This window comes from Methylobacterium adhaesivum, assembly GCF_022179065.1.
Lineage (GTDB): Bacteria > Pseudomonadota > Alphaproteobacteria > Rhizobiales > Beijerinckiaceae > Methylobacterium > Methylobacterium adhaesivum.
In genome coordinates this window covers 14,290-29,195 of record NZ_BPQD01000007.1, presented here as the reverse complement: position 1 = coordinate 29,195, position 14,906 = coordinate 14,290, and the positions used below count along the sequence as shown (strand labels likewise).

The 14,906-nt window shown below is 65.4% G+C and carries 13 protein-coding genes and 1 tRNA gene; 13 read left to right on the top strand and 1 reads right to left on the bottom strand.

What is annotated here, in order from left to right; all coding sequences use genetic code 11:
* Window positions 1–17 precede the first annotated feature (17 nt).
* The 4 genes from MFF01_RS07505 (at window position 18) to MFF01_RS07490 (ending at window position 1,868) form a co-directional block, all read left to right on the top strand.
* Window positions 18–93 (top strand) — tRNA-Val (locus MFF01_RS07505).
* Between the two features lie 155 nt (window positions 94–248).
* Window positions 249–386, top strand: coding sequence for a hypothetical protein (locus MFF01_RS07500; protein ID WP_238223534.1), 138 nt, complete (start codon window positions 249–251; stop codon window positions 384–386).
* Between the two features lie 158 nt (window positions 387–544).
* Window positions 545–1,339, top strand: coding sequence for an ABC transporter permease (locus MFF01_RS07495; RefSeq protein WP_238223532.1), 795 nt, complete (start codon window positions 545–547; stop codon window positions 1,337–1,339).
* Between the two features lie 340 nt (window positions 1,340–1,679).
* Window positions 1,680–1,868, top strand: coding sequence for a hypothetical protein (locus MFF01_RS07490; protein WP_238223530.1), 189 nt, complete (start codon window positions 1,680–1,682; stop codon window positions 1,866–1,868).
* Between the two features lie 364 nt (window positions 1,869–2,232).
* Here MFF01_RS07490 and MFF01_RS07485 read toward each other — a convergent pair whose 3' ends face one another.
* A complete protein-coding gene (locus MFF01_RS07485) occupies window positions 2,233–3,351 on the bottom strand; it encodes a methyl-accepting chemotaxis protein (RefSeq protein ID WP_238223528.1) in 1,119 nt (372 codons plus the stop codon).
* Between the two features lie 319 nt (window positions 3,352–3,670).
* On the opposite strand from MFF01_RS07485, the gene MFF01_RS07480 reads away from it, so the two are divergent.
* The 9 genes from MFF01_RS07480 to MFF01_RS07440 all read left to right on the top strand — a co-directional run bounded on the left by MFF01_RS07480 (window position 3,671) and on the right by MFF01_RS07440 (window position 14,906).
* On the top strand, window positions 3,671–3,958 hold the full coding sequence (locus MFF01_RS07480) for an STAS domain-containing protein (RefSeq protein ID WP_238223526.1): 288 nt from the start codon (window positions 3,671–3,673) through the stop codon (window positions 3,956–3,958).
* A 26-nt stretch (window positions 3,959–3,984) separates the two neighbouring features.
* On the top strand, window positions 3,985–4,350 hold the full coding sequence (locus tag MFF01_RS07475) for a response regulator (protein ID WP_238223525.1): 366 nt from the start codon (window positions 3,985–3,987) through the stop codon (window positions 4,348–4,350).
* A gap of 274 nt (window positions 4,351–4,624) precedes the next feature.
* Window positions 4,625–5,695 (top strand): HD-GYP domain-containing protein, encoded by a 1,071-nt coding sequence (locus MFF01_RS07470; protein ID WP_238223523.1) that lies wholly within the window; start codon window positions 4,625–4,627, stop codon window positions 5,693–5,695.
* A gap of 835 nt (window positions 5,696–6,530) precedes the next feature.
* Window positions 6,531–8,549, top strand: a complete 2,019-nt coding sequence (locus MFF01_RS07465; protein ID WP_238223520.1) for a chemotaxis protein CheA — start codon at window positions 6,531–6,533, stop codon at window positions 8,547–8,549.
* Window positions 8,546–9,010: a chemotaxis protein CheW gene (locus MFF01_RS07460; protein WP_373319672.1), complete on the top strand. Its 465-nt coding sequence runs from the start codon at window positions 8,546–8,548 to the stop codon at window positions 9,008–9,010. Before MFF01_RS07465 ends, MFF01_RS07460 begins: the two co-directional genes overlap by 4 nt.
* A gap of 25 nt (window positions 9,011–9,035) precedes the next feature.
* Window positions 9,036–11,105, top strand: coding sequence for a HAMP domain-containing methyl-accepting chemotaxis protein (locus MFF01_RS07455; protein ID WP_283207165.1), 2,070 nt, complete (start codon window positions 9,036–9,038; stop codon window positions 11,103–11,105).
* A gap of 164 nt (window positions 11,106–11,269) precedes the next feature.
* Window positions 11,270–13,453 (top strand): HAMP domain-containing methyl-accepting chemotaxis protein, encoded by a 2,184-nt coding sequence (locus tag MFF01_RS07450; RefSeq protein WP_238223518.1) that lies wholly within the window; start codon window positions 11,270–11,272, stop codon window positions 13,451–13,453.
* A 132-nt stretch (window positions 13,454–13,585) separates the two neighbouring features.
* Complete coding sequence (locus tag MFF01_RS07445) at window positions 13,586–14,059, top strand: chemotaxis protein CheW (RefSeq protein WP_238223517.1); 474 nt, start codon at window positions 13,586–13,588, stop codon at window positions 14,057–14,059.
* A gap of 7 nt (window positions 14,060–14,066) precedes the next feature.
* Window positions 14,067–14,906, top strand: a complete 840-nt coding sequence (locus MFF01_RS07440) for a CheR family methyltransferase (RefSeq protein ID WP_238223516.1) — start codon at window positions 14,067–14,069, stop codon at window positions 14,904–14,906.

Sequence of the window (14,906 nt, the reverse complement as noted above, 5' to 3'; positions counted from 1 at the left end):
TACGAAACAGCGCGCTTGGGCGGTTAGCTCAGTTGGTAGAGCGTCTCCTTTACACGGAGAGGGTCGGGGGTTCGAGTCCCTCACCGCCCACCACACGTCTGCGATGGATTGCTATCCGGGAGACAGCGGTGATCTCCGGAAAGCGTTTCCTTTCGTGTTAGGGGATCGTTCTGGCGGATGCTTGCGACCGGCTGGCGCTGCTTCGGCGTGACGGGCGGGCGGTCTTCAACGGTCTCACAGAGGCAACCATGCCCCGCAGATTTCTCGTCTTCATCGTCGCCCTCGTTGCCCTGGCTCTGACCATCGCCTTCTTCTTCGTGGGAAGCGGTGCGACGAAGAACACCGTTCCCATGCAGGAAGGCAATATCCCGACGACCACAAGGTGATCGCGCGTCGACGGGCGCGCTTCGGCCGAGAGTTTGCGGCCCTCAGTGCGGCCGGGCGCCGGCCTGATGTCGCTTTGCTACTGCGGATCCCCACGCGCATTTTTGACGCGTTCCCTGCGTACGTCCCTCGAACGCTCCGTCGCCCGTCGAGATGCCGCATGTCCGAATACAAACCCAGACAACACGCCGAGCGAAGCGACTGGGATGTCTATGCGTATGTCATTCACGCCTTGATGCTGCGTGATATGCGGACCCGATTCGGTGCCTCCTACTGGGGCTACTTCGTCGTCGTCATGTGGCCCGTGTCACACATATTCCTGATCGTCGGCATCATGGTTGTGCGAGGCATCGCGGCACCCCTGGAGGGAAGCACTGCGCTGTTCATCGCCACCGGAGCCGTTCCGGCCCTGGTCTTCCAATACACCTCCCGAGAAGCGATGAAGGCGATCGGAAGCAACAAGCCGCTGACCTACTATCCCCAGGTGAAGCTATTCGATCTCATCGTTGCGCGATACATCGTCGAAGTCGTCAAGGGCTTTACCGGACTCATTGTCGTTTTTGCGATCTTGGCCTGTTTCGGCGTTGATCCGATGCCGGACGAGCCGATCATGGCCGTCGGAGGCTATTGCGCCGCGCTGCTGCTGGGGTTGGGGATTGGCGCGATCAATGTCGGAATCCTGTCGTTCTTTCCCGGGTGGCAGATCGGATACATCCTCGTCACGATCACGTTCTATCTGACGTCCGGCGTGTATTTTCTGCCGCAATTCATGCCGCCTCAGATCTATGAGGTGATGAAGTGGAACCCGATCGTACAGATCATCGAATGGGTCAGGCTCGGATATTATCCGTCGCTCGGGGTCAGCGTCGATTATCTCTATGTTCTGGGGTGGGGCTTTGGCTCGCTTACGATCGGGCTGATCATGGAGCGGACGCTTGTGCGTCGCTTGGCATGAGGCTTGGGCTCGGATCGCGCTCATGATCGGGCCCAACCAGCGCAGATGAGGTCTGCGGGGTGGCGCAGGGTACGAGTGGCATGGTGGGCGCTCGGCTTTCCTCGGTGTCTGCCTGCGAGAGCCGGGCAGTCGTCGTCACGCGCCGCGCGATCTTGTATCCGTCCGGTTGTGGACGACCGCCATCGCGTTCGCGGTGCTCACAGGGCTGTCGGCTTCTGCCGGGGCGTTCGTCACGCCGGCTTGCATGGCACCTGCCATCTTGGTGCGGTTTCCCAATCAGGACGAATCGGGGTACTCCAAGCTTTGCCGTAAGCTCGGCATAATTCCCTGAGGAGTCTGGATGACCAAAGACGTGCAGCTCGATCGCTCTGCCTCGCCGCTTGCAACCGTCTCTGACGAGATCCACCCAAATCCACCGAAGCGAATGCCTGGCGCGCCTGCGGAAGATTGTCTTCCGGCGCCCGAGGAAGACTCTGAATCGGCGGCGGCGCACGTCGAAAGCTTCGAAGGATTCAGTTCCTTCGGCTGAGTGACCGAGGGCGGTACTATCGATCGGTACCGCCTCATTCCGAAGCAGGGCCCGCTCTCTACGTGTCTCTCACAAAACTCCCGCTACGCCGCCGTGCCTAGAGTGAGGATCGGCGATGGTTGGGAGTTTTGTGAGTCCCTCTCAATCCAGTGTTCCTGCGACTGCGGCTTTCATCGAGTTGCCCGAAACACGTTACCCTTTGCGCCCAACCCGCGTCGCTCTCGGTGTTGACGCTGCGCCTCGCCTTTGGCGGAGGCTCAGCCTCCGTCCGATACGGGCGCGCCGCCAGATCGAGGCGCGACGGGTTGATTGTCGCCACGTCGGTCCGGCGGTCGACTCACCGATCCGCCGTTGCGGCTTCTGGTCAGAACAGGTCGATGCCGTCGAGGGGATCGTCGGAGGTCGAGGCGGTCAGCGTTGCCGCGGCGCTGCCTGGCACCAGTTGCTGCTGCAGTCGTCCACGGACCTCGCCGAGGGTGCAGCGCGCGATCGCGGCTTCCAGCCAGCTTTTGTCCGGCTCGGCATCTCCGGCAGCCGGGAACGTCGCAACTGTCGTCGCTTCAAACAGTTCCAGGGCCGTTCCCAGGGCCTCCAGCATATGGTTGGTGTTCTGCAGGCGCTGCTTGGCCAGATCCTGGAACTGCATTCCGACGATGGCGGCCGCCACGTCACCGGTGATCGCCTGCGTGGTCTCTGCCGTCTGCCGCAGGACGTCGGAGACCTGGGCGTTCTGCTCGACGAGGGTCTGCATCACCATTCGCACGCGGGCTTCGGCGAGATGACTTTCCTCCGACATGTTGACGGCGGCGATGTCGTTCAGAAGCAGCCGACTGCTGCGAAGCCCGATGGCGATGCCGTTGATCTGTTCCTTGATGGTGTTCGACAGGCCGTTGATCGAGCTGGCGAGAGCGCGCACCTCATCGGCGACGATGGCGAAGGCGCGCCCCGCATCCCCTGCCCGAGCCGCTTCGATCTTGGCGTTCAGAGCGAGAAGGTTCGTCTGTCGGTTGATCCGCTCGATTTGCGCGACGCTGCCCTCCACGGAAACGAGTTCCGTCAGCACGCCGTCGAGGGCATCGGCGGTCTCGCCGCCCCGCGACGATAGGAAGGCGACCTTCTCCATGAGCGCCGAGAGTGTCTCGCCGAGGCCCGATGCGACTTCGGATAGATGGAGCGATGTTCCGTCGATCTGCACGGTCTGAATCGAGGCGACGAGGTTCCGCACGATATCGGCCTGGTCCTGCGTCGTCGCGGAGATGTTCTGAAACCGGTCGGAAAGATCGTGGACGTTCCGTTCCACATCGGAGGAAGTGAGGCCGATCTCGCCGATCAGTGCCTCCAGCATGCGCCGTTGCAGCGTGGACAGGCCGAGCCAGCCCTGCAGCAGGTCGATCGGATTCGGCCCGGCCGATACGCCGTGATCGTCCCGCTGCGTGTCGTCGGCGTGCAAGATGAGGGCGGTCGGTACGCTCGTTGCAGGCACAATCCCATCCTGCTCCGCATCGCGGGCGCGCCAGGACGCCCAAGCTGTGGGGAATCGCTTGCGCGCTTCCAAAAGAGCCTCCGTGGCCATCGTCAGGCACCCTCGTCCAGTCATCTTGGATCCGGCACGCCGCTCCTGTGGTTTGGAGGCGTCGTCGTCCCTGATCCGATCCAGTCTCGTATGATCGACTTTCCGAAAGATTAGCGTGGGTGGGTCTTATGCTCGCTCGAATGGCTTTCACGGAAGATTTACAACCATCATGGCTCTATCGCTCCGTCGCTCGGCATCTGCCTGGGCATCTGAGTCTTCCCGGTCCGACATGTCCGCTCCCACCCGTCTCAAACTGCCCGCTGATTGCAGCATCAGGACCATCCGATCGCTGCATGGCGAGGTCGGTGAGGCTTTCGCCCAGACCGGCGACCTGACGCTCGATTGCACGGACGTGACGCGTGTCGACATCGCATTCGTCCAATTGGTCGTCTCGGCCGCCAAGACGGCGACCCGACAGGCCAAGCACCTTCGACTCGCGAACATGCCCGCAGCCGTGGAGGTCGCGTTCCAGCGTGCCGGCGTGGCGCCTGACGGCCTCGATCGTCCTGTTTCCTGATCGCGCGATCCCGGAGTAACCCATCCATGGCCACCATTCTCGCCGTCGACGATTCCCCGAGTATCCGACAGATGATCAAGGTCGTCCTCGGTGGGGCGGGACACACGATCATCGAGGCTGGCGACGGGGCCGAAGGCCTCGCCAAGGCGAAGAGCAATGCCGTCCATCTCGTCATCACCGACCTCAACATGCCGGTGATGAACGGTCTCGACATGATCAAGAACCTGCGCGGTTTACCCTCGGTGACGGGGGTTCCGATCCTGTTCCTCAGCACCGAATCTGACGAGGGCATCAAGCAGCAGGCCAAGGCGGCCGGCGCGACGGGATGGATCACGAAACCCTTCAAGCCTGAGCAGTTGCTGGCTGTGGTGGCCAAGCTCACCCGGGAATGATGTCGGGTACGCTCAAGGCCGTCCACGCCAACCTCGCCCGAGCTTCCTTCAGAGCCGCCGTTCCGAACGGAGCCGGGTCCGAGCTCGAAACAGGTGAGGTCTTTCTTGACCTGATCCGCCATGAAATTCCCTCCGGTCACGCTCCGCGTTCCGGCTTCGATGTCCCGGCAGGTGGTTCGTGGAAACGCCGGGAACGGTCGGTCAGGCGCTACGGGCGACAATGAGTAGAAGCTGGCATCCCGCCGCCCCCTTGAAGGGGGCCGATCCGGAGGCGATGCCGGTCGATGCGATCGTGCGGGCGCTTCCGACCATGCGCGCCCTCGTCATCGACGATATGCAATCCAATCTCGATCACATGCTGCGGGTGATCGGAGAGGTCGGCGATCTCGAGTGCCATGGGTATTCCGATCCCGTCGCCGCGATCGCCGCCGCCGGGACCACGGCGTTCGATCTCATTGTCGTCGATTACGTCATGCCGACTCTCAACGGTCTCGACGTGATCCGGCATCTGCGTGAGCAGCCCAAGCACCGCACCGTTCCCATCGTCATGGTCACCGGGCGGGTCAGTGAGGACGTGAGACTCGCGGCCATCGAAACGGGCGCCACCGACTTCCTCTCGAAGTCCGTCGGTCGGACGGAACTCAAGGTCCGCCTGCGCAACCTCGTGCAGCTGTCGGCAGCCTTCCATTGGATGAACAGCCAGGCGTCGCTGCTGGAGCACGCCCTGCGTGCCGCGACCCGCAAGCTCCTCGAGCGCGAGGAGGAAATGATTCTTCGTCTGTCGCGCGCCGTCGAGTACCGGGACAACGACACGGGAGGGCACACCCTCCGGGTCGCGATGTACAGTCGGATCATCGCGGAGGAACTTGGACTTCCACCCGATACGTGCCGGTCGATTTATCTCGCCGCGCCGCTGCACGACGTGGGGAAGGTGGCGATCTCGGACATGGTTCTGCGAAAGCCGGGTCGCCTCGATCCCGAGGAGTTCACCTTGATCAAGAGCCACGCGGCGATCGGCCATGAGATCCTCGCAGGCAGTAAAAGTGAGCTCATCCAACTCGCAGCCGAGATCGCCGGTTCGCATCACGAGCGCTGGGACGGAACCGGTTATCCGGCCGGGCTCCGCGGACGTCTCATCCCCCTGGCCGCCCGCATCGTCGCGGTCGCCGATGTGTTCGATGCGCTGACGACGGTGCGGCCCTACAAGGCGGCCATGCCGATCGACGAGGCGGTCGCCTACATCGAGAGCGAAGGCGGCAAGCATTTCGACCCGACCTGCGTCGCGGCATTCCTCGCCGGGCGCGGTCGGATTCAGGATGCCGCGCGCGCCTACGCCGACCGCTAGGACGTCGGCGTCCGCACGCCATCCCTAGAGGATCGTCCGGAAAACCGGACGCCACATCTCAGGACGATGTACCAGCGCCTCGGTGCTCTCTGGTCGCCGCTCGATCCGCGCGTTCAGCGTCTCTCATAAAATTCCCGCTGCACCGTCTTGCTCGGAATGTCAGCCGATGGTCGTCGGGGGCTTTGTGGGCCATTTCGAGGATCAATCCTCGCAACGACGCATCCCGACAGGCTCTTCAAGCCGTGACGGCGTTCCGCCGGATCGTTGCGAGGCGGGTCCTCTCGCCCTTCGAGCCTGCCGTGCCGGAACGAGTTCACGTCGACCGGGCGCGTGCCGCGCCGGAAGCGTTCGCTCCTGACACGTTCGGCTCGGCTCATTTCCCCGCAGCCAGGCGATGCGCGGGCATGATCGAACCTCCTCGACCCGGAAAGTGCGTTCACCGAGCGCGCGATCTCATCGCGCATGCAAACGCGTCGCCCGTGCGGGCCTCGCACGGCACGCTTCTCCCATGAGCAGGTGTCGCCCCCGCCTTGGATTGGATGATCCTGTGATCCACGCATAAGATTATTGTCTGATAAAACAATCATATTACTTGGGTGAAGCTATCGCCATGTCGATATGACTTGGAGTAACCTGCCGTTATCTTTTGTTGCGTTACTGCTTATTCAGTTGCCAGAGAACCGGGTGCGCTGTCGATTGTGCGGGCGGTCTTGGATCGACCATTCGACGCCGCGGTCCTGCGACGTCGGAAACGGTGTGGTCCATGTCCGGCCGAAGGCCCGGACCCCCGTATCTCCTCGACCCAGTCCCGCTCACGAACAGGCCAGACGCAGAGATGAGCAGCCTCGATCCCATCGACATCTTCAGGACGGAGGCCGCCGAGCTTCTGGATTGCCTCGAGGCGACGCTCCTCGACCTCGGTGAGAAGCCCGACAGCACGGCGCTCATCGACACGGCGTTCCGGGCCTTGCACACCATCAAGGGGTCGGGCGCCATGTTCGGCTTCGACCGGGTCGCCGCATTCACCCACGACTTCGAGACGGCCTTCGATCTTGTGCGCCAGGGCAAGGTGCCGGCAAGCGTTGAACTGGTGAACGTGTCCTTGTCCGCCAAGGACTACATCCGGATGCTGATCGAGGATCCGGACAACACCTCCGCCATCATCGGCGAAGCCGTCCTCGACGAGCTGAAACACCTCGTTGCCGGAGAGGCGCCCAAACCATCGGCTCCTCCCGTCGCCTCGGCGCCGCCAGCCCCGCAAGGTACTGCGGTCGTATCGCCGGGATGGCGTCTGGGTCTCGTGTTCGAGGCCGACATTCTGCGCAACGGCACCAACCCCCTCGCCCTCCTCGACGATCTGCGGGACCTCGGCCCCTGCCAAGTCGTCCCGCGCCTCGACGGCGTCTCGGACCTCGCCGCCCTCGATCCGGAGGCCCTGGCCATCGCCTGGGACATCACGCTGAACGGCGACGTCAGCCGGGAGGCGATCGAGGACGTCTTCGTCTTCGTCGGCGACGAGGTGACGCTGACCCTGACGCCCCTCGACGTGGAGGCCGCGCCGGCGCCGGAACCGGAGATAGCGACCGAAGCCGCGCCCGCAGCCCTGCCCGCACCGGCGCCGGACGCGGCCGCCCCCGCTGCTGAAGCGCGCACCGGCAACCGGCGCCCCGACGACCGGCCCTCGGCGACCGTGCGGGTCGAGGCCGGCCGCCTCGACGAACTCATGGACCGGGTGGGCGAACTCGTCATCGCCCAGGCGCGACTGAGCCAGCTCGCCGGTCTCCAGACCGATGTCGGGATCAAGTCGATCTCCGAGGAGATCGAACGCCTCTCGGCTCGCCTCCGCGACACCACCATGGGCATCCGCATGGTGCCGATCGGTTCGCTTTTCGGCCGCTTCCGCCGCCTCGTCCACGATCTCTCGCGCGACCTCGGCAAGCCCGTCGACTTCATCACCGAGGGCGAGGAGACCGAGCTCGACAAGACCATGATCGAGCGCTTGGCCGATCCCCTCGTCCACCTCATCCGCAATGCCATCGACCACGGCATCGAGGATCCGGCGCGCCGCGGCGCCGGCACCAAGGGTCCGACGGGCCGCATCGTCCTCGCCGCCGAGCACGTGGGGGCGCAGGTGCTCGTGAGCGTGAGCGACGACGGCGCCGGCCTCGACGCGGCCCGGATCCGCGCCAAGGCCGAGGAGAAGGGCCTCGTCGCGCCGGGCACGCCGCTCACCGACCAGCAGATCTATCAGTTCCTGTTCGCGCCCGGCTTCTCCACCGCCCAGGAAATCTCGGCCCTGTCCGGACGCGGTGTCGGCATGGACGTGGTCAAGAAGACCATCGAGGGCCTGCGCGGCTCCATCGACATCGCCACGGTGCCGGGGGCCGGCACCACCGTGTCCCTGAGGCTGCCGCTGACGCTGGCGATCATCGAGGGCCTGCTGATCCGTGTCGGGGAGGGGCGCTACGTCCTGCCGCTCTCGGCGGTGGAGGAGTGCGTCGAGCTTCCCGCGGCGGATCGGCTCACCCGTGGCCGCGACTTCCTCAACATCCGTGGTGAACTCGTGCCGTTCCTGCGCCTGCGCAGCCTGTTCGGAGCCGAGGGTGAGCCCGACCCGCACCAGAAGGTCATCGTCATCGCCGCCGGTGACGCCCGGATCGGCCTCGTGGCCGATCAGATCATCGGCAACCACCAGACGGTGATCAAGTCGCTGTCCAAGCTGCACGCGAATGTCACGACTTTCTCGGGGGCGACGATCCTCGGGGACGGCACGGCCGCGCTGATCATCGACGTCGGCCAGCTCGTGGCCGGCGACGGGGCCGAGAGAATTCAAGATTTCCAGGAGGTGGCATGATGGCCGAGACCGCCGAGTCCGTTGGGCAGGATGGCGCCCTGCAGGTCGTGATGCTGCGCATCGGGGCCGAAACCTTCGCCCTCGACGCGGGCATGGTGCGCGAGATCATCGATCCGATTCCGGCGACGCGGGTCGCGGGCGCACGGGCCCATCTCGCCAGCGTCGTGAATGTACGGGGCAACGTCGTGCCCCTCGCCGATATCCGCGAGCGCTTTGGCATGCCGCAGGCCGTCGCCACGCGCGACACCCGCTTCGTGGTGATCGAGGTGGCGATCGACGGCGACCCCGTCGTCGTCGCCCTCGTGGCCGACAAGGTGTTCGAGGTGACCGAAATCCAATTCGGCGAACGTCAGTCGGTCCCGAAGATCGGTACCAGTTGGCGTCCGGAATACATCAAGACCATTGTCAAGTTCGGAGAGGAATTTGTGATCGTTCCTGATGTAGAAAAAGTGTTGAATTAAAAACTAATAGATTTGGAGTAGAGTAATGCGCTTCACGATCAAAGCCAAACTTGGGATCGCCTTTGCGATGATCCTCCTTATGCTCGGCGGGATCAGCTACCTCGCCATCGCGAGCCTGAGCAGTTCCAATGATCGGATGCAGGCCTTCGCGGCCCGTCCGTTCTCGCAGGTCCAGCGGGTCCTGCGCTTCGACTCGATGGCCTTCGACGCCGCGCGCATGTTCGCGCGGTCCCTTCTCGAACCCACGAGTGCCGCCCGCGAGAAACTGTTCGCCGATTTCAAGGCGCACGACGCCAAGTTCCAGGGTCTGCTGAAGGAGTACACCGACCTCGTTCCGATGGAGGAGCGTTCGCGGATCCAGCCCCTGCGCGACGACTGGACCAAGATGAGTGACGCCGTGATCAAGGGCATGGAGCTCGGCGTCCTGAACGGGAACAACACGGCGGCCAGCTTGGTGACCGGAGAGCACCTCACGGCTTACGCGGAGCTGTCGGCCCGAATCTCCGAACTGCGCAATCGCGCGGATCTGTCCAATGAAAGCCGAAGCCTCATCGACGGGATCGAAATCAAGGCGTTGCAGATGCGCGGCGATGTCTTCCGTTCGATCGTGATCACGGACGAAGCCGTGCTGACGAAGGCCGCGGCGGCTTTCGCAGAGATGCGCAGCGCCCTCTACCGCGACCTCGTCAAGCTCTCCGAACTCGGGGCAGGCGCTGGCGTCACGGATGGCGGAGCCGCCATCACCACGGCCACGCGGCAATGGACGGCCGTGGCCGACAAGATCTTCGCCCTCGGTGTCGCCAACACCGACGCCAAAGCCCTGCGCTACTACGTCGGTCCCTTCACCGACGGCCGTCGGGCGGTGGTCGAAGACGTGGCGAAGCTTCGCGCCTACGAGGAGCAGGTCGCTCAGACCTTCGTCCGTGACACGCAGGTCGCCTATGAATCGACCCGTACGATTACGATCGCGGTTTCCGCCGGCGCGGTCCTGCTCGGCCTCGTCATGGCCTCCTGGATCGCGATCACGATCTCCCGTGGCCTGTCGAAGGCGGTCTCCGCGGCCCAGAGCGTCGCGGCGGGCGATCTGACCAAGGACGTCGCCGTCTCTGGGCGCGACGAGATCACCGATCTGCTGAAGGCGATCCAGGCCATGACGCTGAAGCTGCGTGCGGTGGTGAGCGAGGCGCTGACGGCGGCGGGCAACGTGTCGTCGGGGTCGCAGGAGCTGTCCGCCTCGGCCGAGCAGCTGTCGCAAGGCTCCACCGAGCAGGCCTCGTCGACGGAGGAGGCCTCGGCCTCCATGGAGGAGATGGCCGCCAACGTGAAGCAGAACGCCGAGAACGCGAGCCAGACCGAGACCATCGCCCGCCAGTCGGCCAAGGATGCCGAGGCCAGCGGCGCGGCGGTCGGCCGGGCGGTGGATGCGATGCAGACCATCGCGCAGAAGATCACCATCGTGCAGGAGATCGCGCGTCAGACCGATCTTCTCGCCCTGAATGCGGCCGTCGAGGCCGCGCGGGCGGGCGAGCACGGGCGGGGCTTCGCGGTGGTGGCCTCGGAGGTGCGCAAGCTCGCCGAGCGGTCCCAGGCGGCGGCGGCTGAGATCGGCACCCTGTCGACGGATACCGTGAAGGCTGCGCGCGAGGCGGGCGACATGCTGGGCCGGCTGGTTCCCGACATCAAGCGCACGGCGGCCTTGGTGGAGGAGATCACGGCGGCCTGCCGCGAGCAGGACGTGGGGTCGGGACAGATCAACCAGGCGATCCAGCAGCTCGACAAGGTGACCCAGCAGAACGCGAGCGCCTCCGAGCAGGTTTCGGCAACCTCCGAGGAACTGGCGGCGCAGGCCGACCGGCTCCAGACGACGATCTCGTACTTCCGGATCGATGCGGCGGGTTCGGGTGATCGAAGCGTGGATGCGGCGGTGACGCGGCTGCGCGAGACGGCGGTCCGGATGCGGGCGCCGTCGGCGGTGGTGCGCTCGCCGGCCCCGGCCGCGCGGCGCAAGGCCCGGCCTCAGCCGGCGGCGGGGGGCTTTGCCCTCGACATGGGCGCCGAGGACGAGCGCGACGCCGAGTTCAAACGAAGCGCCTGACGACGACCTCCGCTCCGGGGTGCTCCCGGAGCGGATCGGCCCCGGAGGCGGATAGCAGTCTCATGCCGCGCGTCTGCGCTACGCGAATGGGTGCGGCAAGAGAGGAAGAGGGGGTGACGCCCGCATCTGCGTCAATTCATCGAGGGCTTACAGGAGACAACGACATGCGTTTGACGATCAAGACGAAACTGGCCGCCGGCTTCGGTGCCGTACTGGTGCTTACCGCGATGGCGGGTGGAGTTGGTTACCAGAAGCTGGCGGCCTCGGACGAGGCGATGAACTTCATCGTCAGCCGCTCGGAGGTCCAGGCCCTGGCGCTCGAGGCCAAGGCCCATGCCCTCCGCGGCGTCTCCAACACACGGGCGGTGGTGATCACCACCGACGAGGCCAAGATGGCCGATTTCACCAAACGCGCGGCGGATAACCGCGCCGATGCTCTCGCCGCCCTGGCCAAGGCCAAGGGCTATCTCACCTCGGAAGAGGGCAAACGGCTCTTCGGCGACCTCTCCGAGAAATACGAGGTCCAGCGTACCCTGGCCATCAAGGTGCTGGACCTGACGCGCACCAACTCCGCCGCCAGAGCCTGGACCGAGATCGAGACGACGGGTCGGCCTGCCGCCGTTGCCCTGCGCAGCGAGATCGAAGCGATCCTGAACCGGTCGGATATCCAAGCCTCCGATATCATCCGGGTCACCGCCACCGTCCAGGCCCGATTCGAGCGGGCCTGGGGCCAGTTGCAATCCACCATCGGCGCCACCAGCCTGCAAGCCCTTGAGGAGCGCATCGCCGCCGCCAAGCGGGTACGCGAAGAGGCCACCCGCTCCCTGAACGATCTGATCGGCGCGACGAATGCCGCCGGGATCGGCAGCGACAACCTGCGGCAGAAGTTCGGCGCCTGGATGGCATCCTTCGAGAAGGCCCTTACGCTGGTCGAGGGCGGCGGCACCTTGAAGGCCGCCGAACTCGCCTCGGGTGAGTATGCCACCTTGAGCACCAACGTCATCCGAGCCTTCGATGCCTTCATCGAGTTTCAGAACGGCCGCATGGTCCAGGCCGTGGCGCAGGCCAAGGCTACCGCGAGCGAGGGCCAGACCCTGCTGCTCGCCGCCGTCGCGGGCGCACTCCTCCTCGGCTTCATCATCGCGACTTGGCTCGCGCTCTCGATCTCGCGTGGCCTCGCCCGGACGGTGGCGCTCGCGGATGCGGTCGCCCTGGGCGATCTCAGCAAGACGGTCGAGGTGACCTCGCAGGACGAGATCGGTGATCTCGTGGCCGCGATGAACCGGATGACCGCCAACCTGAACACCACTGCGCAACTCGCCGGTGAGATTGCGAACGGCAACCTCATGGTCGAGGCCACGCTGCAATCGGACAAGGACACGATGGGCCTCGCCCTGCAGACGATGCTGGTGAAGCTGCGTGCGGTGGTGACGGAGGCGCTGACGGCGGCGGGCAACGTGTCGTCGGGGTCGCAGGAGCTGTCCGCCTCGGCCGAGCAGCTGTCGCAGGGCTCCACCGAGCAGGCCTCGTCGACGGAGGAGGCCTCGGCCTCCATGGAGGAGATGGCCGCCAACGTGAAGCAGAACGCCGAGAACGCGAGCCAGACCGAGACCATCGCCCGCCAGTCGGCCAAGGATGCCGAGGCCAGCGGCGCGGCGGTCGGCCGGGCGGTGGATGCGATGCAGACCATCGCGCAGAAGATCACCATCGTGCAGGAGATCGCGCGTCAGACCGATCTTCTCGCCCTGAATGCGGCCGTCGAGGCCGCGCGGGCGGGCGAGCACGGGCGGGGCTTCGCGGTGGTAGCCTCGGAGGTGCGCAAGCTCGCCGAGCGGTCCCAGGCGGCGGCGGCTGAGATCGGCACCCTGTCGACGGATACCGTGAAGGCTGCGCGCGAGGCGGGCGACATGCTGGGCCGGCTGGTTCCCGACATCAAGCGCACGGCGGCTTTGGTGGAGGAGATCACGGCGGCCTGCCGCGAACAGGACGTGGGGTCGGGGCAGATCAACCAGGCGATCCAGCAGCTCGACAAGGTGACCCAGCAGAACGCGAGCGCCTCCGAGCAGGTTTCGGCAACCTCCGAGGAACTGGCGGCGCAGGCCGACCGGCTCCAGACGACGATCTCGTACTTCCGGATCGATGCGGCGGGATTGGGTGATCGAAGCGTGGACGCGGACGTGACGCGGCTGCGCGAGACGGCGGTCCGGATGCGGGCGCCGTCGGCGGTGGTGCGCTCGCCGGCCCCGGCCGCGCGGCGCAAGGCCCGGCCTCAGCCGGCGGTGGGGGGCTTCGCCCTCGACATGGGCGCCGAGGACGAGCGCGACGCCGAGTTCAAGCGAAGCGCCTGACGCTGATGCGGGACACGGGGCGTGGCCCCGTGTCCCGTGCCGGCCCGCGCCGAAAGGCGGGTGCTGCATACTTACTCAACCCTTTGCGGGCTAGCCTCTCGGCGCCCGGGATGAAGAATTGAAAGAAATCCCATGTCGAGCGTCTGGCAGTACCTTACCCTCGGTCTCGATCGCGAAACCTTCGGGATCGATATCGCGTACGTTCACGAAATTCTGGATCACCGCGAGGTCTCGGCGCTGCCCCAGGCGCCCGACTTTCTCATCGGCATGATCGATGTGCGGGGCCAGAGCTATCCGGTAATCGACCTGCGCACGAAGCTCGGTCTGCCGCGCGTCCCGGTGACGCCAGCCACGCGCATCATCCTCCTGAACATCCCCATGGGCAAACGCGCCATGCGGGTCGGGTTCGTGGCCGATCGGGTGTTCGAGGTGACCGAACTCGACGGCGGCGAACTCGAAGAGGCCCCCGAGGTCGGCGGGCGCTGGCACTCCGGCTACATCGCCGGGATCGGTCGGAAGGGGGATGCCTTCGTGGTGGTGTTCGATCTGCCGGCGCTGATGGCGGGCGAGGAGTCCGCCCTGCTCGCACCCGCACGCGCCGCCTGACGCTTCCATGTCTGAACCCACCCAAGGCTTGAGCGAACGTCATTTCCGCTCGATCGTCAGCCTGATCGAGACCGATGTCGGCATTCAACTGCCGGCGGCCAAGCGCACCATGCTCGAAGGGCGCCTGCGCAAGCGCGTCCGCGCCCTCGAACTCGATGGCCTGGATGCCTACGGGCGGCACGTGTTCGACGAAGGACACCTCGACGAGGAGTACGTCCATCTCGTCGACTGCGTCACGACGAACAAGACGGACTTCTTCCGCGAGCCGGCGCATTTCGACCTGCTTCGCGACGAACTGGTGCCACGTCTCACTGCCCACGGGGCCGGCAAGGCGCGGTTGAAGCTGTGGAGTGCCGCCGCCTCCATCGGGGCGGAGGCCTACACCCTGGCCATGGTCCTTCAGGACATGGTCGCAGCCGGCCGCCCCCTCGATTACAGCATTCTCGGAACGGACGTTTCGACGGAGGTCCTGAAGGTCGGCAGGACCGCGATCTACGGCACCGAGATGCTCGCGACGGTGCCGCCCGAGATGCGCCGCCGCTACGTGATGATGGCCCGCGACCCCGATCGCCGGGAAGGCCGCATCGTCCCGGAGCTGCGTGCCCGCGTGCGCTTCCAGCACCTGAACCTCATGTCGGACCGCTACGCCGTCGATCGGGACATCGACATCGTCTTCTGCCGCAACGTGCTGATCTACTTCGACAAGCCGACCCAGCGGGCCGTCCTGGAGCAGCTCGCCACCCATGTCCGGCCGGGGGGGTACCTCATCGTCGGCCACTCCGAATCCATGGCCGGCAGCGGCCTGACGCGGCTGACTCAAATCTCCTCGACTGTGTTCCGCAAGTGA